Below are 24,693 nucleotides of genomic sequence, written 5' to 3' on the forward strand. Positions count from 1 at the left end.
CGCGCAGGAGGAGTGGCCTCCAGGAAGGCACAAGCTGGTCGCCGGAAATCAGCACGCGCGTCGACGGTACACCTTCGATAACCTGACCTAATCGTCAGGGTCCGAACGACTGCTGCCGGCGCTCAGCAAGCCATGCATGCGCAGGACCGCATGGACCGACGGCCGCGACCTGACGATCGAATACCGAAACCACGACAACAGGTGCTGAGCAGGTCGCGTCGGAGCTGAGCCTCAGGGGCATCGCGTGCCCCGATAGGTCGGAGGTATGCTCTTGCCACGCACCGCTATCGAGAACCTTGGAGGTTATGTCGTGCGAATATGTCGACTCAGGGCCAATCGCTCTCGCATGCGAGTCAAAAGCTGGTTGGGTGCCATGTTGGCCGCGGGCCGCACTTCGCCTCCCTGCCGTTTGCCGAGTCATGAAGCCGTTTGTCGGTGTTATCGAGGGGAGCCAGATGGGTGTGCCGCCGTTCGACCCGAATGTAGTGCAAGCGGTACTGTTCGACGTCTACGGCACGTTGCTGGCGATTGAGCCACGACGGCCGTACCGACAACTGTTCGAAGCAGTTCAAGTGAACGTTCCTACGCTCACACGAGAACAGTTCGCGCGCGACGTGATGACATCGCCCTTGACCCTGCGAGAGGCCGCCGCCCATTACCAGCGCAACGGCAGAAAAGCCGGTCGCAGGTCGCGCAGCCGACGCGTTGGCTGCGTGGCTGGACGCGAGCGGCGTGCAGGAGGGGCCGCTATTTCGGCGGCTATGGAAGCGGCGCCTCGGACCAGGCCTGTCGCCGGCGGCGGTCGGCGCGATCGTGCAGCGCCGGGCACGGGCCGCAGGACTCGAGGGCGACTTCGGCGGGCATAGCCTGCGCGCCGGTTTCGTCACTGAGGGCGCGCGCCAAGGCGTCGCCCTGCCCGCTCTGATGGCCATGACCGAACACCGGTCGGCCGCCAGCGTTATCGGTTATTTCCACGCCGGCAAGGCGCCGACCAACCCGGCGGCACGGCTACTAGACGAGGCGGCCGGCAATGGCGACCTCAAGTCCTGACATAGCCTGCCGATAACCCATCGGTTCCCCATGGATGAGGCTCGCATGACCGTTGATTCCTTCACCACCTTGGCGGCGAATGCCTCTTCCTTGTTGGCATTGCTGTTTGTCCTCACCGCGGTGCTGATTTGGTGGCGCACAGGCTCGACGCACGTGTTGCATCTCCGACTGTGGCGTTGGTTCGTCGGCAAGCAGGAGGTGGACGACCCGGTGGTGCGAAGGGTCATTGCCGAGCAGAGCAGCCTGATGTCGTTTCGCTTCATGACCGGCGTCGCAGCGGACACGCTGCACGATGCGCAACGCATATCCGACCTGGCAAAGGATGGCAACATTCCGCTGGCCTTGATCGACGCGGCGGGGCGTTACTTCAATCCTGCCGAACTGACGGTCGATGCAAAGCGTTTGCCCAAGCCTGCATTTCAGATGGTCAAGATGGTGTGCTTCGGCGTGTTGCTGCTGATTGCCATGAGTTTTTGCGTCATCATTCCACAGCGTCACGTGCTGGTGTCGTTGAAGGAGACCGGAACTTGGCTGTGGCTGTCTGACACTAGTGCGAACGCGTTCGGGCCCGCCCTCGACGATCGAACACGCCGCTTTGACGTCGGCAGTTGTCCGAGCGGCTCCTCGACGACGAGGGTCAGCGAACGAGACCAGACCATCCTGTGCGGGATTTGGCGCGACGCAAAGGCGGCGCCCGTGCTTACCGAAATGTTGCGCGAACAACGTCTCACCTTTGCACTCGCCCTAATGCCAATCCTCCTGGGGATGGCAATGGTCGTGCTGTCTTTCCGACGCGGTAGAGCCGCGCGTCGGCTATCGGAGATCTTAGTTCTTCGGAAAGCCGCCGAGGTTACGCCTGCCGTACCTGGTTGAGAGTAGGTTCAATGCAACGCTTCGATCGAACAAGGACCCCGATGCGATTGTGTTCGTCCGCAACCTAGTGCAGGAGAACGTGGTTCCGACAAACTTCTGCTTTCGCCTGCGCCCAGATGGCAGAGCGCTACGCGCGCGCACCATCTGGTCGATGCGATGGTGCGGCGCCCTGTTCTCCCAGCGCCCCATCATCCAGTGCCAGCCGGCGTCGGGAATCTCGATGGGCGAGCCCTGTCCCTCAAGTGCGCACCAGGTGAGGTAAGCACCCCATAGCGCCGATACCCGCTGCCCCGGAGGCATGAGCCCAATGCGTGTCGGCCGGCCCGGTGGGAAGCGAATGGGCCGAGCGGATTCGTACCAGGGCGCCCACGACGTGTCGCACGATTCAAAGATGCTTGGGCCGTAGTCGGTCTGGACGCCCCAGTTGCGCATGACCAGAACCAGCAGGTCACGACGCCAGAGGCACTCCTCGGGAGGCAGCGCCGCGGCGCAATAGGACTCGAGGCTGACCCAATCGTCGAGCCAGTCACAGAGCTCTGCCACGTGTCGCATGCGGGGCGTTTCCAGCGAATCTGCATGGTTCAGTACGAGTCGAGGGTGCTGGTATACGAGAAGGCGGCAGTGGTCTGAGCAGCGCAGGCGACGCGCGTCCAACCAATCGATGCGCACGGGCCACCTGACTCCGTCGTCCTCAACGACTCGACACTCGGGACAAAAGACTTGGCGCCACTCTGGCGCCAAGCGCCAGCTTACCGGCACAGCCCTCACCTGGCCCAGCGCGTCGGGGAAGTCCGTCCACCGCTGACGGCGCGGTCGCTCCGGTTCATTCGGGTCTGCATCCAACCAACGTGTCCACGCGCGTGTACTGATAGGCAACTTTGACTTCGTTGCCAATAACCATGAAGCGCGGCTCTCCCGAACGCCGGGCGTTGCCCACCTAGGTAGATCAGCCATACTACGCATGGCGTTAACTCCGGCCGTCAGGCGGCACCGTGCACTCGGCCGCGAACTCCAGAATCGCGACGTCGATGTGGGGCATGCCTCGCTCGAACGCGAACCCCGCTGCGTCTCGAATGAGATCGAGCAGCGGACCGATGGAGGTGTAACCGTGGGCCATTAGCCAGCGAACTATTGGCATGCCGTCGAGATGTGATGGCTCCGGCAGCGGAATCTGTCGTTCAACGGCAACCAGGAACTGTCTCAACTCCATCGATTCCGCCCATGGGTTGATCTGGATGCGGCGGAAACGGCTCTTAAGTTGATCATCCTTCTCCAGTACGTTCCCCCACCGATTGGTGGTCGCAATCGCCACCGTGATTCCGGCATTCGTGATTCTCTTCAGAAACGACAAACAAACATTCTTGCTGACATGAGGCTCCCCCATTGAGCAGGTTCCCGCCCTCATCGATCAGCAACTGCCGTACGCCGTATGACTCCAGCAAATCGACAGCCTCGTTGGCAGAAAGATCACCAAAACCGGGAAGGCACTGCTCGATGATGCCGCTGCGCAAGCTCTTCGGATTCGTATCGGACGGACACTCGACGAACGCGACCGGGATTGGTCGGGTGCCCGCCGGATTGCGTTCTTCAGGAGGGTTGAGGCCAGCGTAGTGGCTGAGGAGCCTTGACTTTCCAGCACCAGGCGCGCCCAGCAGATGAATGCTTCTTGGGCGGTCGCAACCCGCATCCACGCGACGCAGGAAGCTTAGCCATCTCAGCAGCGCGACGCCTTCAGCGTACGGGATGAACGGGAGCGTGCGCATTGCACGCGTCTTCACTTCAAAAGCTTCATTCACAAGTTTCGCGGTGTGATCGCCGAGATGGGCATAGGTACTCATGGGACCTCCGCGCTCGTTGGATCAAGGGGCGTCACAGCCGAGGCATAGTCGACAGAAGCGGCCGCGGCGCGAACATCTGGCCTCATCGGGCGACGCGCTTGTTCCTTCCTGGCCTTCTTAGATTCAGCCGCGGCATTGTCGATCAGTGCTCGTTTTGCCTCCAAGGAGAAGAAAAGCTCGTCCTCATGGGCCCTTCCCCTCCGGGGACGAAGATCCTTTCTCGCCAACTTCAGCTCTAGCATCGAGAAAGGTCCGCGTGTTCGATCCGAAAGAGGAATATCTATGAAGTCGCCGTTGCAGCTCAGGAACACACACGACAGATCTCCCTGGTGATAATGAACGCGGTGCCGAACATGACTGTTGATGAACGGAGACAGCGCCGCATCCCAGTACCGGAGTCCGAAGAGATGAAGACCGTCTCGCTGAACTCGGCGGTACTCATAGGGAAGGAATCCGAGGAGGAACTCTCGGCGGTCTGCAATTACTGGCGGCAACCGAACGCGACCGTCGGCACATCTCCACGCCTCATCCCATACCTCGCGAGGGGTTCGATCGTTCAATCCGCGGTGTGGCGTGTTGTGATAAACCCCAGCAATTTCTTGAGCAGTCCACTGCTGCAATTCGGTCAAAGTCAGCGTCGCCTGCGCCTCAGAGTCGTAATCTCCACGCCGCCTCGAATTGGAGAAGGTTGTACCTGGAAGCATATGCACCTTACCCATCAGCGTGCCGATGTACCGCTCTATGTACGCTCCGAAGTGCGGCCGACGGACTGGGCGTGAGTTGACGCGGATCCCCATGCGTTCACACTGCGTCCGAATGGCCTTCGCCCTAAACGTTTTTGCATTATCCCAGTGGACGGATTCCATTTTTCCGAACATGGGGTAGTCCAGCGTTTGCTTGAGCGCTTTCAACCATGCATTCTTTGGAAAGCACGCATGCTCCAGACACAGGCCGACCGAGGTTTGGTTTGGATCGTCTAAGCTGATGTAGTACCCAAGAATGCAGCGGGTGAATACATCGATCGCCAGCGTTATCCAGGGTCGTCCGATCGGAAGCCGGGATGATGGACTAGCGACTATGACGTCCATCAACGCGTGGTCGATCTGAACGATCTCGAGCGGGCGCCGGACAACAAGACCGCGGGCGCAGGGGGCTTGCAGCGCATCGCCTTCGTGCGGCCCAAAGCGCCTCCGCGCAGTCAGCAGCGGGTCAAGACTGCGGATGCGGGAACGAGTAGTTCGGAGGCATGGCGGTTTAAGCCCGGCCGACCGGCAGAGCCATTCGGCATGTGCATGCACCGCGGCCAAGGTGCCCCGTTCACGCTTGAGGTAGACCTCCTTAATGGATCGCTCAATGATCTTTTCCTTCTCGACCTGCAAGATCCGACAGCCAGGTGCATTGCCTCGCAGTCCGTCCAATTGCGCTGCGGGATTGTCATCATCGAGATAGCGTGCATATCGCCGATTAACGGTTCGTAGAGAAACATGCATGCGGTTCGCGATGGCCAGACGCATCGCGTAAGGCGCCCTCCCAGATGCGGGCAATGCAGATAACTGGTCGCACCACTGTCTCGCTCTCGCTTCGCGCTTGGGGTCCGCGAACTCAGCGGTCAGGACGGACCTAGGCGTCGGCGAATCGACGACAAAGGGTCTGATCTCATCGATGGTGACCCATATGCTCTCACCAGATCCGCAGATGCGGACTTGGATTCGATCAGCGCCGCACACGGCCGCAACCTTGGCTGCGCGTCCTTCGCACATTACGAGTTTTCCCGGCTCGACGTAGAACGTCGGCTTCGGGGCATGCACGCGAGCCCTGTTCAAAATTCACGCTTCGCCAGAACGCAGACGCCCTGCCCTCTTGACGACGGGCGAAGTTGCGAGCAGGCTAGGATCAACGGCGGACAAACCGGTTGATTCAAGGGCCCGAGCCTGCACGCTCGGGCGTTTTGATTTCTAGCCCTAGGCATCCATACGATCTAACCGATAGGCCTCCGCCGTTGGAAGGATCAATGGCGAGACAAAGCACCTATTTGTAGCGCGTCATGGACTAGCTTTCTAGCCTGCCGGCCGATGATCGGACGCATTTTCCGCCCAAAAAATGGGCATTTGGCGTGCACTCAAATGTGGCAAAACCGTCAAGCGGACGCGCCTTAAGGCGCTTCACCCTTGGGGCAGCGCGATAACTCTTTAGCCGTCGATCGTGCTTAGGTGAAGTTTCCGTGGTCGATTCGGGTGAGTTCGTCATAGACCAAGCGCCTGCCTTGCTTGGAGCTCGACAGCGCTAACGGTGTCGCCCCTAACACTGCGCTGTACGCTCCGAGCCATCGCCTTGCCTTGGCTGAATTCCCGAAGACCGACTCAGCTTTACGGAGTAGAACTAGCCGAGCTCGCTCAGCTCTGTTACCTGAACTCTGTGCACCCATTCTGGTTTCCATGCGCCGGAATCCACAGATGATACTGCTCAAGATTCTCAACTCGATCAAGCCGCCTGACTCTACGGGACGCCGATGCTTCACTTTCAGTGCGCACTAGCGTTCGGCGCTTGCCTGCGTCCATGCCATGCAATGACGGTGGCGATATAGATCGTGACGGACATGCTCGCGAAGGCGATCCATGCATACGGCAGGAGCAAGGGCATTCCAACAAGCAGCAGGCTGTCGTTTCCGCCAGGGACCAATGCCGCTCCCGCTCCCATCAGGATCCCGCCGATCAGGCAGCGCCACGCAGGTGCGCCCTTGGGTAGCCTGCTACCAGACATGTCCGTGGTCCATCCCCCAATCAAGGCTCCAACGAACAATGCGGTGAACAGGAGCAGACTCAATGCCCAGTCGAATGCTGTGCCACGTACCAGCGCGGCCAAGGTATCGGTATACGACCAGCTGCCGACGGTCACGAGCACCATGAGGAACGACAGCCCCATCACTGTGGTTGCCACATGTGGCGACCAGACGTATCGCATCGGTTGAACGCTCGCACGCCAGATGCTATGGCCATGCAGTAAGAGCCGCGCGATGAGCAGGACAATGCACGTCGACATCAGCCAGGCTGACGCCATGAGAACTACCGAGCGGTCGTCCAGTTGCTCGGGACCGACCTGCCAGCCCATCACCATACTGCCAAGAGCGAAGCCTACGAGCGTCGCAAGGTAGGACCAGTGTCTTGCACCAATACGGGCAATTGTGCCAATGGCGCAGGTGCCGTTAATGAAGGAGCCTAGGCCGAACACCGCGCCTCCGGCAACCGTGGCTGCACCCATCCGGTACCCATGCGGTACGCGTGGAAGGAGGCCCAATCCATCCAGGACCACCAAGCCGCCGCCGACCCAGAGAGCGGCTTCCATCAGCGCCGCGAGTCGGAGGAACCGATGTTCCGTGACGATCTCCCGTATCGCCCCTACCGTGCATATCGGGCCACGTTGATTCGCAAACCCCATCAGGCCGATGGAGGTCATTCCTACTATGACGACGATGACATCCATTGCACAGCCTCGTTTCAGACTGCTGATGCATCCTCTCCTCCGTTCTGGGCAGAGACGCTTGTCAAGCTGCTATACAGCTGTACATCAGCGCTGCGTGCCTCAGGCGGTGTTGCGAGTGGATGTCCTTTGACGGGGCGGAGATGGCGGCGCGTAAGCTGCCTCGGTTTGCGCTCGATTAACCCTATCGTCGCGGCCAGCTACCTGGAACACTCCAACGGGTTTATCGAGAGAAGCTCGGCGGCCGTCTCGTCCACGAGATTACGAAGATCGTACGACATGTTCCGCTGGAGACCCAATCAAAGGCAGCGATGCCGAAGCATCACGTTTGGCAAGTATCACGCCAACCCGGTCGGAGCATCGACGCGCGACGAACGGCAATTGCGAACCGTTCATCGAGAGCGTAGAAAGTTTAGGCCGGCAGACACGTGGAGATGGCGTTCCATCAGTCGCAACGACTGATCGGACTGGAACGCCGAGCGTAGGGAAATCGAGTCTTGTCGCGTACGGAGTACGCCCGCCCTCATGGATCGAAGCGATGCGCCGCGAACTCGTGTTTGCGGCGGCCGGGCGCGTTGCCTTCCGGTTAGCAAATCGCAGTGAGCGTTCTTCAAAGACCACGCACGCGGACCACGTCCACGTGACAGGTAGCTGCGCGCCAAAGGAGGCCGTATGCCGAGGATTTCTCACCCTGATTTTTTGACGAGACGCAGGCTCTGCGGAGCCGCGGTGGTGACGATCGCCGCGACGCCGCTCGGGCTACTCAGTTGCTCAGACAGGAAGACAGCCATGAACGAAGTCGCAGAGAAGAAGCCGAAGGCCGCGGCATCCACCGATGTCCGGCCGTTCGAGTACCAGGCCAGTGAGGCGGATCTCGCCGATCTGAAGCGGCGCATACAGGCCACCCGGTGGCCTGACGCCGAAGTAGTCAAGGATCAGAGCCAAGGCGTGCAGCTGGCAGTCATCCAGAAGCTGGCGAACCATTGGGCCAATAATTACGACTGGCGCAAGACGGAAGCACGGATCAATGCTGTCCCCAACTTCCTTACGAGCATCGACGGCGTCGACATTCATTTCATGCACGCCAAGTCGAAGCATGAGAACGCCCTGCCCTTGCTTGTCGCGCACGGCTGGCCGGGATCGTTCGTCGAACAGATGAAGCTCATCGGCCCGCTCACGGATCCGACCGCACACGGCGGCACCGAGGCGGATGCATTTCATCTGATCATTCCGTCGATGCCGGGCTACGGCTTCTCCAGCAGGCCGACCACGACGGGGTGGAACCCTCCACGCATCGCGGACGCCTACAACGAGTTGATGAAACGGCTTGGTTACACGAAGTGGGGCGCGCAGGGTGGAGACTGGGGCGCGGTCGTGGTGGACCTGATGGCCCTCAAGAAGCCGCCGGGTCTGGTCGGAATCCATACCAACATGCCCGGCGTGGTGCCTCCTGATCTCGACCAATCGCTGTTCCGCGGAGAGCCGATCCCCGAAGGCCTCTCGGAAGAAGAAAGAAAGTGCTGCGAGCAGCTGGCCTTCACCTACAAGCACATCGGTTACGCGATCCAGATGGGCGATCGGCCGCAAACTCTTACTGGGTTGTCGGATTCGCCCGTGGGCTTGGCTGCCTACATGCTCGACCACGACCCGAAGAGCTACGAAATGATCGCGCGCTCGATCAACGGAACGCCCGAAGGACTCACGCCGGACGACGTGCTCGACAACATCACACTGTTCTGGCTCACGAACACGCCGATCTCCGCAGCACGGCTGTACTGGGAAAACAAGACGCCTTACTTCTCGACGAAGGGCGTAACGATTCCCGTCGCCGTCAGCGCGTTCCCCGACGAGCTGTACACCTCGCCGAAGAGCTGGGCCGAGAAGGCGTATCCGCAGCTTGTGTACTACAACCGACCCGCCAAGGGCGGCCATTTTGCGGCCTGGGAACAACCTGCCCTGCTTTCCCAGGACGTCAGGGAAGGATTCAAGACCTTGCGCGGTTGAGTCAAACACGGGCGGCCGGCAGCTCTTCGCTCCGGCCGCCTCTTGCGTCATATCTGCCCCCCCTGCGTGGCAGCGGTTCGCCGTCGGAGGACTTCCCATGAGCACCATCGCAAACGGAGTGGTGGCGCCCCGCGCCTCCATCGAGCCGCGAGCGTTCGCATATCACGCCACGGAGGAGGATCTTCTCGATCTCAAGCAGCGTATCGATGCAACCCGATGGCCGGACCGCGAAACGGTTGCCGGTTCGGCTCAGGGCGCCGAGCTTGCCACGATCCGCAGGCTCGTGGATCGTTGGGCCACGCAGTACGACTGGCGAAAGATCGAGAGCCGGATAAACGCGCAGCCGAACTTCCTGGTGACGATCGATGGAGTTGATCTCCACTTCATGCACGTGCGCTCGAAGCACGAGCACGCGCTTCCACTACTTATCGCACACGGCTGGCCGGGTACGTTCGTCGCGCTGATGAAGATCATCGGTCCGTTGACCGACCCTACGGCCTACGGCGGCGAGGCGTCCGACGCGTTTCATCTGATCATCCCCTCGATGCCAGGCTACGGATTCTCGAGCAAACCCACGTCTGCCGGCTGGAGCCCGGTACGTGTAGCCGGCGCTTACAACGGCTTGATGGCAGGATTGGGATACCCCCGCTGGGGTGCGCAGGGAGGCGACTGGGGCGCGATCGTGGTCGAGCAGATGGCCCTGGCGAAACACGCGGGACTGGTTGGAATCCACACGAACATGCCCGGCGCGGTGCCTGCGGAAGTGGATGCGGCGCTGCTTCGCGGAGACGCTCCGCCAAAAGGTCAAACCGATGAGGAATGCCAGGCGTGCGACCAGTTGGCATCGGCGTATCGCCACATCGGATACGCGCAGCTGCTGGGCGGTCGTCCGCAGACGATGACGTACCTGGCCGATTCACCTACAGGACTGGCCGCCTTCCTGATAGACAACGTGCCAAAAAGCTACGAGCTGATGGCGCGCGTGATCGATGGCGCAGCTGAAACGCTCACGATCGACGACCTCCTCGACAACATCACGCTGTTCTGGCTGACGAACACGGCGATTTCGGCCGCACGCCTTTACTGGGAGAACACGACGCCCTACTTCTCGGTCAAAGGCATTTCGCTTCCCGTCGCGGTGAGCGCGTTTCCGGACGAACTGTTCGTCACACCGCGCAGCTGGGCAGAAAAGGCGTATACGAATCTCGTGCACTACAACCAGTTGCCCCGCGGCGGGCACTTCCCGGCATGGGAACAGCCCGAGCTGTTCGTGCAGGAGGTCCGCGCCGGCTTCCGTAGCTTGAGATGACGTGCAGCCCTTAGGACTGCTTGCCCGCGAACTTCAGCAGGTTCGTGCGCAGGTCCACGATCTCCTTCTGGAGACGCCTGAATTCAGTTGCGGACATGCCGCATGCTTCCACGAGGTCCGTGCCAAACGCCTTCTCGCGCAGACGCCTCCCGCTGTTGGTCAGCCGCACGCGCACCTGGCGCTCGTCGGAAGGATCCCGCGTGCGCTCGACATGGCCCATGGCCTCCAGCTTCTTGAGGATCGGCGTCAACGTGTTCGACTCGAGGAACAGCTTCTCGCCGAGGCTGCCGACCGTTTGGTCGTCTTCTTCCCAGAGGGCCACGACGGTGACGTACTGCGTGTACGTAAGGCCGAGCTCGTCCAGGAGCGGACGGTAGACCTTTCCGAATGCAAGGTTGGTCGAATAGACGGCGAAGCAGAGAAACTCAGCCAGTCGGGTGTCTTGGGCGTTCTTGTTGGCTTTCATTGGGTCATCTCCTGAATGGCACGCATTTTATCGCATCCGATGCAATCGTAAGCGATTACTTCCTGAATGGAGCAGGCAGGCTCCTGCAGGGTCTGAACCGGCTCCTGCGCAGATTAACGCACACGATCTAATCGCACACGATAAATTAGCGCTGAACCAAGCCGGCTTCCCTTGTTGACCGACCAAGTCCGCCTCCCTAGGATGCGCTCCATCGCATGCGATCTAATCCTATGCGATATACATAAGCCTCACCACCCCTCCCCATACGAGACACCGCCATGACCAAGATCGAGAAGCTGCTCTTCACCGGCAAGACCCACACCACGTTTGCCCGCGCGCCGTCCGGTGCGGACCACGGCTCCGTCAACCTGTCCCTGTCGTCCCCTTCGCATCCCGGCCATGAGCTGACGTTCCCGGATGTCGTGGCGCATCCGACCGCCGAGCAACTGTTCGCCGGCGCCTGGTCGTCCTGCTACATCACGGCGATCGGCCTTGTCGCAGCGCAGAAGCGCATCGCGCTGCCGTCCGACATCTCGGTCGACATCGACGTCGACCTGGGCCAGGCCGGAGCCGAGTGGCTGCTGCGCGCCAAGTTCGAAGTGCGCATCCCGGGCCTGCCGCAGGACGTCGCCGAGAAGCTCGCCCACACGGCGCATGAGATCTGCCCGTATTCGAAGGCGACGCGCGGAGACATCGAGCTGGACGTGAACGTCGTCACTTCGTGACACATCGAGCGATCGGTCGCTCCCAGCCGGGAGCGACCGATCGCTCGATAGACAACGCATCGCACCGAGGAATCGCCATGAACATCGAACGTAGCCCGTACCACCCGATCAGCTGTGAATTCCACGATCGCCTTGAAGACCTGGCGACGCTCCGCAAAGCGGTGCGAATCGATTACCGCGACGAATCCGGTATGGAGCAGGTCCGCGACGCCGTGATCACGGACGTCATCGCCCGCGATGGGGAAGAGTTCGTCGTCCTCGACTCGGCCCGGCACGTGCGCCTTGACCGGCTAATCGAAGTCGATGGGGCGAGGCTTTCGGACTACGAGTCGTCTGACTCGTGTGGCGTCTGATCCGGCCTCGAGGGCAACACAATGATTGAGCTTGCGCTGGCCGGTGCCGCGGGCATCGCCACCATTCTGTCGCCTTGCATCCTGCCCGCGCTACCCATCGTGCTCGCGACGACGGCGGGCCGCGACCGGCATGAGCCTGCGCTGATCATCGCGGGGTTCGTGGGCTCGTTCGCACTCGGCGGTATCGCGCTTGCCGCGCTATTCGGTTCGTCGGGCGAGTGGCAGGAGGTGTTCCGGACCGGTGCCATCGTGGTGCTGCTGCTCGCCGGGCTAGCCTGCCTGTGGAGTACACCCTTCGAGCGCCTGGCCGCGATGGCGCAAGGCTGGTTCGCGATGCATGGGGAACCGCAGGGCCCACGCACTCGGAGATCGGGCCCGCTTCTGGTTGGCGCTTCCCTCGGCCTTGCCTGGACGCCATGTGCGGGACCGGTGTTGGCCTCGGTGCTTGCACTGGCGGCGAGCGCGCAGGCGCCCGCGAAAGCGGTGGCGCTGCTGGCGACCTACGCCTTGGGTGCTGGGCTGCCCATGCTCGCCATCGCCTACGGGGGAAATCGCCTGTCCAAGCGGCTTGCCGTGCTCACGAGCAAGGCGGATCTGCTGCGCAAAGGGTTCGGTGCGACCGCCGTTTCCGTCGCGCTTCTCCAACTCTTCCACTACGACATCGCCTTCATTGCCTGGGCGACGCAGTGGCTTCCTTCCGTTTCAACCGGACTCTGAACCATGATCAAGCCCACCCTCACCGTCCTCGCCGCCTGCCTGCTCGGCGCCGCCTGCACCAGCGGCGCGCAGGAAGATCCGCTCGAGCCCACACGTGGCCCAGGCCTCGAATCCCCGAAGGCCCCGGATTTCACCGGCATCAACCATTGGATCAACAGCCATCCGCTCTCCCTCGGCCACCTGAAGGGCAAGGTTGTGCTCGTCGAGTTCTGGACCTACGACTGCATCAACTGCATCCATGTCATGCCGCATGTGAAGCAGTGGCATGAGCGCTACAAGGACCAAGGTCTGGTCGTTGTCGGCATGCACACGCCCGAGTACGGGCACGAACGCATCCTGGGCAACCTCGAGGAAGCCGTGAAGCGCTTTGGCATCAACTACCCGGTGGCACAGGACAACGACTACGCCACCTGGGATGCGTTCGGTAACCGGTACTGGCCTGCGGTGTACCTGATCGACCAGAACGGGAGCATCGTCTACCAGCACTTCGGAGAGGGTGCCTACGACGCCACCGAAGCACAGATCCGCCGGCTGCTTTCCGGAAGTGCGGCCGCAAGCTGATGCCGCCCCTCCTCGCTGGCGGCGCGCAAGCCTCACGCACGCCCGATTTGTATCCCAATGCACAAGGAAGCCTCCTGGATGCATTGGGCGACGAGCGTGGACCTTTCCAACATTCGCCGGATACATAAGTGGCGCGCAATGTGTCAAAGCCGGCGGAAAGTCCGCCGGCTCCGTCACGAAGGATGAGATCATGACAAACCTGCCATCTTCGGCTCGCAAAGCCGCGCTGGTATTCGGCGGTTCGCGCGGCATCGGCGCCGCTACGGCTCGCCGCCTGGCCCATGAGGGATATGCGGTCGCCCTCACCTATGCCTCGCGCACCGACAAGGCGGCCGAGGTAGTCGGGTCCATCGAAGCCGACGGAGGCGTGGCTATCGCGTTGCAGGCGGACAGTTCCGACGCGAATGCGATCGCCACCGCCATGGACGCCGTCGAGCGACTCGGACCGCTTCACGTTGCCGTAGTCAACGCCGGCATCTACGAGGGCAGCCCTCTGGAGCAGTTCCCATTGGACATGCTGGACCGAATGCTCGCCATCAACGTACGCGGGGTGTTCCTCGCGGTGCAGGCTGCCGCGTCGCGGATGGCCGACGGAGGCAGCATCATCACGATCGGCAGCAACACCGCCGTGCGCAGCGGCGTCGTCGGGAGCAGCGTGTACGCGATGACCAAGGCCGCCGTGGCCACGCTGGTTCGCGAACTGGCGCTTGATCTCGCCCCTCGCAAGATCACAATCAACAACATCCAGCCGGGCCCGATCGGAACCGACATCACAGCCGGTTTCCTCGATCACCTCGTCGAGGGCAACCCCCTGAAGCGCGTCGGTCGTCCGGACGAGGTCGCTGCCCTGGCCGCCTTTCTCTCCGGAGCCGAGGCGCGCTATATAACAGGCGCCAGTCTGACATTGGACGGCGGCTACTCCATCTGACACACCAGCCGATTTGGTGTCGAAAGGCGAATTTATCCCAGAAGCTCGTCAGGGACCTTACCTGTCCGGCTGTATCGGATGATGGCATCCCGAACGCAGCTGGCATTCTGAGGATCTAAAGCCTCCCGTTCGCGCGCGAGGGAGATGATCTGTGCTTCTAGCTCTTCAATTTGAGAGTGGCTTGGATTTGGCTTCCTCTCCTCGGCGCCGATCTCGCTGCTCAGGCTCCCTATTCGCGAACTAATGAGCTCGCGTGCCAATTCGTATGCCATACCCTGCAAGTAAGTCGACATCGAAATCACCCGTCACACGCCTACGGACAATCTTCGCACACCCCTCTCTGTGGCGCGACAAGATGGAAATGCGCCCTGAAGATCCCATTGCAGCAACATGCCCCCGACGTGGCGACTCGGAGGAGTATGGGCCTCAATTGCTACCCTCCGTAGCGTGACGAATCCCTGCTCCTCTTAGAGCGAGCCCGCATACGGGCTGCACATCTTTCGTGACGTATGCAGTGACTGAGCAGGTATTTCGTGGCAAATGCGCCGTTGTTGTTGGGGCCGAATCGAATCAGTAGCATCAAGGACGTACATCTTGTTGATTCCAAAGGCCGTCGTTCAAAAGGACAAGAAAGGCATCAGGACGACAGGGCTTTTCTGACTCGGCGGTCCTCATGGGCTGCCGATATCTCAGGTGGGTGGATTGCTAAATATGTGAGTTCTTAGCGGGTGAAACTTTGAGTTTATTGACGTGCTCTGTGATCACTTCCGAGGAACCGCCCGTTCGCCAGCCAGAACCGCCCATTTGTCGACCAACAATCGCCCGCTTTTAGTACCTCAACCAAGAACGCCCCGACGAGCGAGCAACCACCGACAACCCGCCCGCAATTTCTCAGGCAAAACGCGGCCGCCGTATTGGTAGACCGGAACTGTCTAGACGCTGGCTAATGGCCGGCTGGCGCGGCACCAACAACAACATGCTCTGTAGCCTCTTGAGCGCTTCAACAAGATGCCTGGGTTCGACTGCGGTTCGAGGCACGATTCTTGTGGTGTCGACTCTGGAAATTTTACCGCGTGCTCCGTGCAAACTTTGCCGAGGCAGATTGACGTCTCGGAGCGCGCTGGCCCTTGTGATTGACCGTAACGTTGCGGCCCGCACCTTAACGTGGGGACTGTTAAGGTGGAAATTCGAATGTTAAGGCTACGAAGAAGCGTCAGGGTCGGGGGCAACAGCGGCAGCAATGCTGCCGAACCGCAAAGGCGGGGATCGGTTTTTTGCAGCGGGCTGCAATAGGCGATCGCGTACTCGAACCGAAATATGGGAAGGCCCGGATACCCGGGCCTTCCCATTCACCGCCTACCGTTCCATGTAATGCAGGTGTGTGTTGCGATGGCTCTGGTGCATGCCGCCGCCCCAGAAGTGACGTTCGAAGTGATCCTCCAATCCGGTCCCGTCAGCCAGCCCAGTCGAAGCGCCGCCGAAGCTGCTCATCGCCTCCACCAGCGATTGCAGTTCGCGGCTTGGCGGTATCGGATCGTTCGCGACTGCCGGCTCCGCCCCAAGACCGCCGAGCACTTCCATTGCGTCCTTCCAGCTTGTGTTCGACGGCGTCGAAGATGCTGACGACATATCCGGCGACTCGGCCGCGATGGTGGAGGTGATCGCCAACGGCGTTTTGCTCGCGAGCTGCGTCATCATCGGTGCCGCCGTCGAGGACAGCGGCGCCAGCAGCGAGCCAAATTGCGAGGCGGGAATCGCGTTGCCTCCGGCGGGCTGCACGTAGGCGATCGCGTACTCGCCACCCAGGAAGTGCTTCGCCACGCGCACCTGAGTGGCCGCATTGCCGTCCACGCGCACGATCAGGTCGTCGACATCGCGGTGGAAGGTGATGCGGCTGCGCGCCACGCTGTGCGCGCTGCTGTTGAAGTGCAACCAGTCCGTTCCACCGCCGGTGTTGTCGATCGTGTCGGCGCCGCCACCGTAGATGTACTTGTCGTTGCCGGCGCCGCCGAACATCTGGTCGTTGCCGTCCTCGCCCACCAGTTGGTCCGCGCCGGCGCCGCCGACCAGGATGTCGTTGCCGGAGCCGTTGTGCGAACCATTGCCGCCCGACAGGTAATCGTCGCCATCGCCGCCGTCGAGCTTGTCGTCGCCGTTGAAGCCGAACACCGTGTCGTTGCCGCCGAGGCCCCTGATCAGGTCGCGGTCGTTCGTGCCGAGCAGCTGCTCGCCGGCCGCGGTGCCGGTGACGATCGACGGGTAGTCGTCGTCATCGCCGCCGCCCGGATCGCCACCGCCACCCACCAGCGCATTGATGGCCGCGGTATCCAGCATCGCGCCGCTGGCCGGTTGCACGAAGTCGATGGCGTTGTCGCCGCCGAGGAAATGGTTCGTGACCGTCACGGTCTGGCTGGCGTTGCCGCCGACGGTGATGACCAGGTCGTCGCCGGTCCGCGCGAACGTCAGCTGCGCGGCCGTGATGCCGTTGTTGAAGAACACGCCGTCGAAGCCGCCACCGGTGTTGTCGATGACATCCTGGCCGCCACCGTAGACGTAGTCGTCGTCCCCTGCTCCGCCCAGCAATGTGTCGTTGCCGTCTTCGCCGGCGAGGGTGTCGTTGCCGATGCCGCCTTCCAGGCGATCGTCCGCCGAACCCGAACCGCTTCCATTGCCACCGGACAGGTAATCGTCGCCGTCGCCCCCCTGCAGCGTGTCGTTGCCACCCAGGCCGAACAGCTGGTCCGCGCCGGCCATGCCCTTGATGAGGTCCTTGCCGCTGCCGCCGACAAGCTGTTCGCCGGCCGCCGTGCCCTCGATCACCTGGTCGAACCCGGTGCCGCCACCCGCGACGATCTGGTTGATCTGCGCCGTGGTGAGATAGAAGCCGCCGTCGGGCTGCACGTAATCGATCGCCGCGTCGCCGCCGAGGAAGTGGTTCACCACGCGCACCGCCTGCGTCGCCGCATTGTCGACGCTGATCAGCAGGTCGTCGCCATCGCGGGAGAACGAGAGGTCCTCGGCCGTGATGCCATCGGTGAAGAACACACCATCGAAACCGCCACCGGTGTTGTCGACAATGTCGCTGCCCGAGGTCGCATCGACAACGTACTTGTCGTCGCCTGCACCGCCGATCAGCATGTCGTTGCCACCGGCGGCGACGATCGTGTCCGATCCGCCGAGGCCGTGGATGGCGTTGGCTGCCGCGTTGCCGGCGATGTAATTGTCGAGATCGTTGCCGGTGCCGCCGATGGCATCGCTGCCCATCAGGAACAGGTTCTCGATGTTCGCTGATAGCGCGTAGGTGGCGGTGGTCTGCACCTGGTCTGTACCGCCGCCCGAAGCCTCGACCACCACGTCGTCGGCATTGTCGGTGACGTAGACGTCGTTCCCGGCACCGCCTTCCAGATGATCAACGCCTTCGCTACCATCGAGGTAGTCGGCGCCATTGCCACCCATCAGCACGTCGCTGCCCGTGCCGCCGAACAGCGAATCGTCGCCGTCGAGGCCGTACAGGCTGTCATCACCGTCCAAACCGCCGAGCGTATTCGCGCCCGAGTTGCCGGTGATGATGTTGTCCAGCTCATTGCCGTTGCCGTTCCTGATGCCTTCGACGAGGATCAGGTTCTCGACGTTGCCGGACAGCACGAGGTTGGTTTCATAACGGCGTTCGACCGTATCGGTGCCCTCGCCTTCGTTCTCGTAGATCCAGTCCTGGCTGGTGTCGTTGATGAAGTAATCATTGCCGGTGCCGCCATGCATATCGTCGCCGCCGAGACCACCGTCGAGGCGGTTGTTGCCGGCGTTGCCGGTCAGGACGTTGTTGCCGTCGTTACCGATTGCGTCGATGTCGGCACTGCCCAGCAAGCTCAGGTTTTCGATGGTCGCGTCCAGCGCGTAACTGATGCTCGACTCGACCGTGTCGGTGCCTTCGCTCGCATTCTCGATTACCACGTCGCCTGCGTTGTCGACCACATAGACGTCATCGCCTGCACGGCCGACCATGCGGTCGGCGCCGGCAGCGCCATCAAGACGGTTGGAGGAGGAATTGCCCGTGATCACATTGGCGCCGGCGTTGCCCGTGCCGCTGTAGGCACCATAAGCCTCGTCGAGCATCAACGATTCGACCTGCCCAGAGAGCGTGTAATCACTGCGGGCTATCACGGTGTCGTTTCCTCCTCCTGCGAGTTCGATCACCACGTCATCCGGGCGATCAATGATGTAGGTGTCGTCACCGGTGTCGCCTTCAAGACGGTCGGCGCCGTCGCCGCCGTCGAGCGTGTCGTTGCCTGCGCCGCCGCGAAGCTCATCCTGTCCGTCCTGGCCTTCGAGCAGATCGTCGCCATCGAGGCCATCCAGGCGATTGCTTGCCTGGTTGCCAAGGAGGTGGTTGCCTTCCGCATTGCCGGTGCCGTCGATGTTGCCGGCCCCGGTGAGTTCCAGTGACTCGACATTGCCCACGATCGCGTAGCTGACCGAACTGCGGATGATGTCCGAGCCGCCCTCGGCGTTCTCCCCCACCACGTCGCCGATGTCGTCCACGACATAAATGTCGTCGCCATCACTGCCCGTGAGCTGGTCGGCTCCAGCGCCACCGTTCAATGTGTCATTGCCGACGCCACCAGCGAGAACGTCCGCACCTTCGCCGCCTAGGAGGATGTCGGCACCGTCACCGCCGTCCAGCTGATCCTCGCCGATGCCGCCGTCCAACTCGTCGTTGCCGCCAGCTCCCAGCAGCACGTCATTGCCAGCCTGCCCCAACAGGATGTCGTTATCGGCTTCGCCGTACAGGTGATCGACGCCGTCGCCGCCCTCCAGGCGATCTCTGCCCACGCCGCCGAACATCATGTCGTCGCCAGCCTGACCGAACAGATGGTCGTTGCCGGCATCGCCCCGGAGCTGGTCGTTGTCGGCGCCGCCTTCCAGGCGGTCATCGCCTTCACCGCCACCCAGTTGGTCGTCGCCTGCATCGCCGAATATCTGATCGGCGCCGTCTCCACCGGACACGATGTCGGCGCCGCCGTCGGCGTGGATCACATCGCCGCCACCCAACCCGGAAATAGTATTGGCCGCGTCGTTGCCGTAGATCACGTCATCCGCGTCACCGGCCTTCATCACTTCGAGGTCGAGCGCGGCGGCGTCCAGCGAAACGAGGACACCATCGCCAAAATCGACGACCAGCCCGCGTCTCGCCACACCCGTCGCCGGATCGAACCAGCCTGCGAACGTCAGCTGGTCGCCCGGGCGCCCGCGGAAGTACAGCACCAGATTCTCGCCATCGCGACGGAAGTAGGCGTCGGATGGCGCGCCACCCGACAGGACCAGGGTGCTGGTGCCGCTCTCGTCGGTGATTGTGTCACTCCCGTCGCCGGCCGAGTACCGGTAGGTGTCGTCACCGTCGCCGCCCTGCAGAATGTCGTTTTCGACTCCACCGCCTAGGTCATCCTGACCGCCACCGCCGTAGAGGTTATCCACGCCAGATCCGCCCGCGAGCACATCGTCGCCGTCACCGCCTTGCAGCGTGTCCTGCCCATCGCCGCCGTGCAGCGTGTCCGCGCCGCCGAAGCCCTCCAGCACATCGTTTCCAGCCTCACCGGTCAACAGGTCGTCACTGTCGTAACCACGCAGGGTGTCGTCGCCGGCGCCGCCATTAAGCACCAACGCCTTGAGTTGCGCGAGCGACCACGTCGTGCCGTCCGCGAAGCGAACCTCGTCGATAGCGTACCCGCCGTCATCCTCGAAGAAGCGCAGGATCGTGACTTTGTCATCGCTGTCGTGGAGCTTCAGGATCAGATCGTTGCCTTGGCGTACCCCCTCGACATCGTCGGGCGCGATTCCGCCCAGGAACTCCAGGACATCGCTTCCGGTACCGCCGTCGTAGTTGTCGATCGTGTCCCGCCCGTCGCCACGACCGAACACGTATACGTCGGAATGCATGCCGCCAATCAGCTGGTCGTCGCCCGCGCCGCCGGTGAGCCGGTCGTGCCCCATCCCGCCGTCCAGGCGGTCGTTGCCGACGTCGCCCGCCAACACGTCGTTGCCATCCATGCCGGAGATGGTGTCGTTGCCTGTGTCGCCAGCGATCGTTTCGTCGTTGTCGAAGCCGACGATCACGTCATCGCCCGGCGTCGAAGCCACGATCGCCGCCTTGATGTCCGCAATGGTCCACACGGTGCCATCATCGAACGCGATCGATGTCACTGGCGACAGGTTCGGAAAGTAGTCGCCGTCAATAGTGGGATCGTACTGAAGGAAGAAGTTGTCGATGACGACCGAGGCGTTTCCGTAGAAAACCTTCAGCGCGAGTCCGGAGACCTCGAAACGCACTTCCGACGGCGCCACGCCTCCGGTGATCTCAAGCCTGCCGCCGATGGTTGTCCCCACCGGTATCGATGCGCCGAGTGAGACGATGTAGTCGTTGCCCGTATCCGGTCCGACGACGTACGTGTTGAATCCGTCGCCGCCTGAAAGGTAGTCGTTCTCCGTGCCGCCCTCGAGCCTGTCGTTTCCGGCGCCTCCGTAAAGGTAGTCGATGCCCGCGCCGCCTCGCAGAGTGTCGGCATCCTCTTCGCCATACAGCCGGTCCCCACCTGCGCCGCCATCCAGCTTGTCGTCTCCGAGTCCACCCCAGATGTGATCGTCGCCTGCACCGCCGTCCAGATCGTCCAGTCCCTCGTGGCCGGCCATCTGGTCGTTGCCATCACCGCCCGAGGCGTCGTCGTTGCCACCGCCGCCACTCAGAATGTCGTCACCGCCACCGCCATCCAGCCTGTCGTTGCCCTCTTCGCCGTACAAGTTGTCGATGCCGACGCCACCGGAGAGCACGTCATTGCCTGTTCCTCCACTCAGGTTGTCGTCGCCATCACCGCCGACGAGCTGGTCGTCGCCTGCCTGCCCGAACAACTTGTCGTTCTCGGTTCCACCATCCAGCAGGTCGTTGCCGCCGCCGCCCTGAAGCTCATCGGCTCCGGCTCCGCCGAACAGCTGATCGTTTCCGTGAAACTCCTCAGCCACCTGGGAGCCGTCGCCGACCAGCAGGTCGTCACCACTGCCACCCCACAGCGAGTCGCCACTGCCCTGACCAAACAACGTGTCGTTGCCCTCGCCACCCTTCAGCGAGTCCTTGCCGTGTTTGCTGCCATCCAGGTTAACCGCGTCGCCTTGAAGCTCGTCAGCGCCATCACCGCCGTCAAGGTCGTCATCCCCGCCACCGCCGAACATGAGGTCGTCGCCGGCGTTGCCCTCGATGTGATCGTTTCCGTGCCGGACGCTGGCAAAGCCATTATCGCCCCAGATGGTGTCGTTGTCGGCGCCGCCCAGGATGTGGTCATTGCCGTCGTCGCCCGCGATCTTGTCAGCGCCAGTTCCGCCATCGATGTAGTCCTGGTCGGCATCATCCTCGTCCGTGGCGACGTCGCCCTGTCCTCGACCGGCCAATTCGTCGTCGCCGTCTCCACCGTTGATGATGTCGTTGCCGCCGCCGCCGCCAACGCGATCATTGCCTGCGCCGGCGTCAATCACATCGTCGCCATGTTTCACAGCGGCGCTGGAAACCAGGGCCGTCAGGTGGACATGGGGAATCGAGTCGAGCGCCAAGTCACCCTGGATCAGGTCGTCGCCTTCTCCGCCGTTGATCAGGTCACCATCGTGTCCGCCGTTGATAAAATCGTTGCCGTCGCCGCCCAGGATTATGTCCGTGCCTTCGCCGGCATGAATGCGGTCGTGGCCGTGGCCGGCGTCGATGTAGTCGTCGCCACTCCTGAACAGATTGGGGTCAAGGTCGCCTCCGCCGGCCGGCGCAACGATCACATAGCCCGAGTCCAGAGTGGCATCGCCTGTCGCGGCGCTGCCGTCATTGGTCTTGACGTACCAGCCGGCGCCCTTGGCAACCACCGAGGCACCCAGTCTCGCAATCTCCTCGTTGATCCGATCCAGTTCAGTCTTGCCGTTCTCGTCCCGTGAGTCGTCGCTGTTGTCCCAGGCGCGCAGATTCTGGAGCTCGGATCCGTCGAGGATCAGATCATTGCCGTACCCGCCGATGAGGCGGTCGCTGCCGCTCCCGCCGAACAGCAGGTCGTTGCCGAGGCCGCCGTCGAGTTCGTCATCGCCGGCGCCGCCCTCCATGCCGTCATGGCCGTCGAGCGAGGTGAGCGTGTCGTTCCCATCATTCGTGCCGACCGCACCGAACACGTCATCGCCAATGGTCAGCGGCGCCCCATTCGGCGGATGCGTCTCGTCGAACCCCGGAAGCGTTATACCCAGATCGCCGTTCTGCCAGTTCTTGACGACGATGCGACCGCCGGCCTTGCCGTCGCCGAGGCGACGGATGATCACGAGGGATTGGCTTTCGCCGGTACCGACCACGGCCAAGCGGAATGCGCCATTCGCCGTCTCCCAGGCACCGAGTGATGCATGGCGGATGTTGTCGAAGCCAACTCCAGTGCCAGAGATCTCAAGGCTGTTGAACGTGATTCTGCCGAGGCCGTCCGAATCGACAATGACGTCTTCGGAGTCTGACGACGCAAGATCATCAGTTTCGAACGCATAGGTATCGAAGCCATCACCACCGTCGAGTATGTCATTGCCGTGCCCGCCTTCAAGCGTATCGGCGTCCTCACCGCCCAGCAGCGTGTCGTTGCCGGCTTCACCATGGATCGAATCGTCGCCTGCTCCGCCACTGACGTAGTCGGAGCCGCCACCTGCTCTGACGATGTCGTCACCACCGAGAGAAACTATGGCGTCAGCGCTATCAAGTCCCACAAGTGAATCGCCGTCGCCATTCCCGTACTGCAAGCGATAGCCCAGATTCGGCAGGCGGACTGAACCTCCTTCGCTCAGCACGCGCGCAATTCGAGCCGAGAGCAGCTCATCTTCCGGCGTACCGAAAACACCATCAAAAACCTTCTCGGCAGCATCGCCAGCCAAAACGCCGGCCAACCCACCTATAGTCGCAACCATAAGAACCATTACGGTCGCTGGCAATGCTGCCCCAGCGAGGACAATTGTTGCCAGGGCCGCTGCCGCCTCGCCAACAAAATAGCCTACGACCACACCGCTCACCTTGCCCCAGTCCCGGGTCGCAATGGCCATGGTCAAGTCGGCCACGGTCAGGGCCTTGTCCAGGAAGGGAAGGACCTTGCGCCCCGTTGCCCCCTCTCCAAAGAAGCCAATGTTCGCGTCAATCTTGGAGTTCAATTCAGCAACAAATGACTCCACTTTTACATGAGCATCAATCGCAGCGCTTTGGTAGAAATCAACCTTTGATTGGAACACTTCAACCCACTTCAAACAGAACGCTCGGTAAGCCGGCGAACCATTGGATGAGGCGCGTTCTGCAAAGTACTTTGCTACCTCTAGATTCTCCTTGGCACTGTCGAGCAGACGGGCAGCCGCTGCTTCGTAATTGAGATTCCCGAATCGGTCCGTCAACTCCTCCGGACTCTTCTGAAGGTTTGCAAGGAATGAGGCCGTGAACATTGCCCCTTGTTCCTGCAACTTTGCTTGCTCTTCCTCACTGATTCCGTTCATGGGCTAGTCTCCGTTCGGTCAATGGCGATGCGAGTGATTGAACAGCCACCAGGCATATCTTGCTGACAGCATCAACAGCAACGACATGCACGTGAATATGATTCCATACATCAGACCGAGCCAAATCTTCGAGGTCGATGCCAGGAGGACAAACAATCTGATCCTCGTGCCGCGATAGTCACCGTCGGGTGGTAGAAGGAAGGCGAACCACGCCAACAAGATCAAAGCCCCTAGAAAGAATGCCAAGGACCCCAATAGTCTTCCAGTTCCCATATGCGTGCCTTCGCTTCCGGGATAGCAATAGGTGAGGCATGCCGCGGTAACCGGGAGCAATGCGTACATAACCAGGAAGTACCCAGGCACTCCGCCACCGCCTACGTCCCCGTTGGCTGTAAGAGTGGCAACAGTCGGAATGGACGCGATCAGCCCATCGCACCACAACCTTGGAATCGCCGGCGTGAGTAGTGCTGCGAGCATGCTTATTGCCACGTAACCAAACACAATGACTTGAATCTGCTTAGAGCTTCTGTGAACCATTGAGGGCTCCAGTAGGCATGTTGCCTTGAGTTTCGCCGCTGACCAACCTTGTGTATCGAGGACCGAAACCGCGGATAAAATGGCACTTCTCATGGATGGACGCGTGTTCGTGAGATCGTCGTCGGCCATGACGTTGACCGTTAGCGCACCCCCAAACGTGGCAACTGGGGAGCTCAGCACCGGGAAGGGCCTCGGAGAGGCCAAACTTCTGATCCCAGCCAAGCTGGAGATTGATGGATGACGCGAGTTCGCCGCATCCCATCGGTACGACAAGGGATAGGCTCTCGGCCAGGCCGACCGTCGTCATAGGCCAGCGATCCCTTGAGATTG

At 61.7% G+C, this 24,693-nt stretch carries 15 protein-coding genes and 1 pseudogene; 9 read left to right on the forward strand and 7 right to left on the reverse strand.

Features of this window, described 5'->3' with window-relative positions:
- Positions 1-660: 660 nt before the first annotated feature.
- Together I4U41_RS07745 and I4U41_RS07750 are read left to right on the forward strand one after the other, a co-directional pair.
- A pseudogene (locus tag I4U41_RS07745) lies at positions 661-1,050 on the forward strand (tyrosine-type recombinase/integrase); the annotation flags it as partial.
- 45 nt (positions 1,051-1,095) lie between these two features.
- Positions 1,096-1,923, forward strand: coding sequence for a DUF6216 family protein (locus tag I4U41_RS07750; protein ID WP_206860579.1), 828 nt, complete (start codon positions 1,096-1,098; stop codon positions 1,921-1,923).
- 967 nt (positions 1,924-2,890) lie between these two features.
- Here the strand turns inward: I4U41_RS07750 and I4U41_RS07755 are convergent.
- The 5 genes from I4U41_RS07755 to I4U41_RS07775 all read right to left on the reverse strand — a co-directional run bounded on the left by I4U41_RS07755 (position 2,891) and on the right by I4U41_RS07775 (position 7,241).
- Positions 2,891-3,235, reverse strand: a complete 345-nt coding sequence (locus tag I4U41_RS07755; protein ID WP_206860580.1) for a hypothetical protein — start codon at positions 3,233-3,235, stop codon at positions 2,891-2,893.
- Positions 3,186-3,761 (reverse strand): TniB family NTP-binding protein, encoded by a 576-nt coding sequence (locus I4U41_RS07760; protein WP_206860581.1) that lies wholly within the window; start codon positions 3,759-3,761, stop codon positions 3,186-3,188. The genes I4U41_RS07755 and I4U41_RS07760 overlap by 50 nt, the downstream gene beginning before the upstream one ends.
- A complete protein-coding gene (locus I4U41_RS07765; protein ID WP_206860582.1) occupies positions 3,758-5,275 on the reverse strand; it encodes a Mu transposase C-terminal domain-containing protein in 1,518 nt (505 codons plus the stop codon). Before I4U41_RS07765 ends, I4U41_RS07760 begins: the two co-directional genes overlap by 4 nt.
- 692 nt (positions 5,276-5,967) lie before the next feature.
- Positions 5,968-6,198, reverse strand: a complete 231-nt coding sequence (locus I4U41_RS18640) for an antitoxin Xre/MbcA/ParS toxin-binding domain-containing protein (RefSeq protein ID WP_425492567.1) — start codon at positions 6,196-6,198, stop codon at positions 5,968-5,970.
- An 83-nt stretch (positions 6,199-6,281) separates the two neighbouring features.
- On the reverse strand, positions 6,282-7,241 hold the full coding sequence (locus I4U41_RS07775; protein WP_206860584.1) for a YeeE/YedE thiosulfate transporter family protein: 960 nt from the start codon (positions 7,239-7,241) through the stop codon (positions 6,282-6,284).
- Between the two features lie 786 nt (positions 7,242-8,027).
- Between I4U41_RS07775 and I4U41_RS07780 the strand changes: the two genes are divergently transcribed.
- Positions 8,028-9,242, forward strand: a complete 1,215-nt coding sequence (locus I4U41_RS07780) for an epoxide hydrolase family protein (RefSeq protein ID WP_206860585.1) — start codon at positions 8,028-8,030, stop codon at positions 9,240-9,242.
- A 97-nt stretch (positions 9,243-9,339) separates the two neighbouring features.
- Positions 9,340-10,551: an epoxide hydrolase family protein gene (locus I4U41_RS07785; protein ID WP_206860586.1), complete on the forward strand. Its 1,212-nt coding sequence runs from the start codon at positions 9,340-9,342 to the stop codon at positions 10,549-10,551.
- Positions 10,552-10,561: 10 nt separating this feature from the next.
- Here I4U41_RS07785 and I4U41_RS07790 read toward each other — a convergent pair whose 3' ends face one another.
- Positions 10,562-11,017 carry a MarR family winged helix-turn-helix transcriptional regulator gene (locus I4U41_RS07790; RefSeq protein ID WP_206860587.1) on the reverse strand — a complete coding sequence of 152 codons (456 nt, stop codon included), beginning with the start codon at positions 11,015-11,017 and terminating at the stop codon, positions 10,562-10,564.
- A gap of 278 nt (positions 11,018-11,295) precedes the next feature.
- Between I4U41_RS07790 and I4U41_RS07795 the strand changes: the two genes are divergently transcribed.
- The 5 genes from I4U41_RS07795 to I4U41_RS07815 all read left to right on the forward strand — a co-directional run bounded on the left by I4U41_RS07795 (position 11,296) and on the right by I4U41_RS07815 (position 14,301).
- Positions 11,296-11,742: an Ohr family peroxiredoxin gene (locus I4U41_RS07795; protein ID WP_206860588.1), complete on the forward strand. Its 447-nt coding sequence runs from the start codon at positions 11,296-11,298 to the stop codon at positions 11,740-11,742.
- Between the two features lie 77 nt (positions 11,743-11,819).
- A complete protein-coding gene (locus I4U41_RS07800; protein WP_206860589.1) occupies positions 11,820-12,095 on the forward strand; it encodes a hypothetical protein in 276 nt (91 codons plus the stop codon).
- A 21-nt stretch (positions 12,096-12,116) separates the two neighbouring features.
- The gene (locus I4U41_RS07805) at positions 12,117-12,812 is read left to right on the forward strand and encodes a cytochrome c biogenesis CcdA family protein (protein ID WP_206860590.1); all 696 of its coding nucleotides are present in this window, start codon (positions 12,117-12,119) and stop codon (positions 12,810-12,812) included.
- 3 nt (positions 12,813-12,815) lie between these two features.
- Positions 12,816-13,373: a thioredoxin family protein gene (locus I4U41_RS07810; protein ID WP_206860591.1), complete on the forward strand. Its 558-nt coding sequence runs from the start codon at positions 12,816-12,818 to the stop codon at positions 13,371-13,373.
- A gap of 190 nt (positions 13,374-13,563) precedes the next feature.
- A complete protein-coding gene (locus I4U41_RS07815) occupies positions 13,564-14,301 on the forward strand; it encodes an SDR family NAD(P)-dependent oxidoreductase (RefSeq protein ID WP_206860592.1) in 738 nt (245 codons plus the stop codon).
- A 1,356-nt stretch (positions 14,302-15,657) separates the two neighbouring features.
- On the opposite strand, the gene I4U41_RS07820 is transcribed toward I4U41_RS07815, so the two are convergent.
- Positions 15,658-23,826: a calcium-binding protein gene (locus I4U41_RS07820; RefSeq protein WP_206860593.1), complete on the reverse strand. Its 8,169-nt coding sequence runs from the start codon at positions 23,824-23,826 to the stop codon at positions 15,658-15,660.
- Between the last annotated feature and the right edge of the window lie 867 nt (positions 23,827-24,693).

It is taken from the genome of Lysobacter changpingensis (assembly GCF_017308985.1).
GTDB classification, from domain to species: domain Bacteria; phylum Pseudomonadota; class Gammaproteobacteria; order Xanthomonadales; family Xanthomonadaceae; genus Lysobacter_J; species Lysobacter_J changpingensis.

Coding starts and splice junctions, on each gene's coding strand:
- I4U41_RS07750 (WP_206860579.1), top strand. CDS start 1,096: ATGACCGTTGATTCCTTCACCACCTTGGCGGCGAATGCCTCTTCCTTG.
- I4U41_RS07760 (WP_206860581.1), bottom strand. CDS start 3,761: ATGAGTACCTATGCCCATCTCGGCGATCACACCGCGAAACTTGTGAAT.
- I4U41_RS07765 (WP_206860582.1), bottom strand. CDS start 5,275: ATGCGTCTGGCCATCGCGAACCGCATGCATGTTTCTCTACGAACCGTT.
- I4U41_RS18640 (WP_425492567.1), bottom strand. CDS start 6,198: ATGGAAACCAGAATGGGTGCACAGAGTTCAGGTAACAGAGCTGAGCGA.
- I4U41_RS07775 (WP_206860584.1), bottom strand. CDS start 7,241: ATGGATGTCATCGTCGTCATAGTAGGAATGACCTCCATCGGCCTGATG.
- I4U41_RS07780 (WP_206860585.1), top strand. CDS start 8,028: ATGAACGAAGTCGCAGAGAAGAAGCCGAAGGCCGCGGCATCCACCGAT.
- I4U41_RS07785 (WP_206860586.1), top strand. CDS start 9,340: ATGAGCACCATCGCAAACGGAGTGGTGGCGCCCCGCGCCTCCATCGAG.
- I4U41_RS07790 (WP_206860587.1), bottom strand. CDS start 11,017: ATGAAAGCCAACAAGAACGCCCAAGACACCCGACTGGCTGAGTTTCTC.
- I4U41_RS07795 (WP_206860588.1), top strand. CDS start 11,296: ATGACCAAGATCGAGAAGCTGCTCTTCACCGGCAAGACCCACACCACG.
- I4U41_RS07800 (WP_206860589.1), top strand. CDS start 11,820: ATGAACATCGAACGTAGCCCGTACCACCCGATCAGCTGTGAATTCCAC.
- I4U41_RS07805 (WP_206860590.1), top strand. CDS start 12,117: ATGATTGAGCTTGCGCTGGCCGGTGCCGCGGGCATCGCCACCATTCTG.
- I4U41_RS07810 (WP_206860591.1), top strand. CDS start 12,816: ATGATCAAGCCCACCCTCACCGTCCTCGCCGCCTGCCTGCTCGGCGCC.
- I4U41_RS07815 (WP_206860592.1), top strand. CDS start 13,564: ATGACAAACCTGCCATCTTCGGCTCGCAAAGCCGCGCTGGTATTCGGC.
- I4U41_RS07820 (WP_206860593.1), bottom strand. CDS start 23,826: ATGAACGGAATCAGTGAGGAAGAGCAAGCAAAGTTGCAGGAACAAGGG.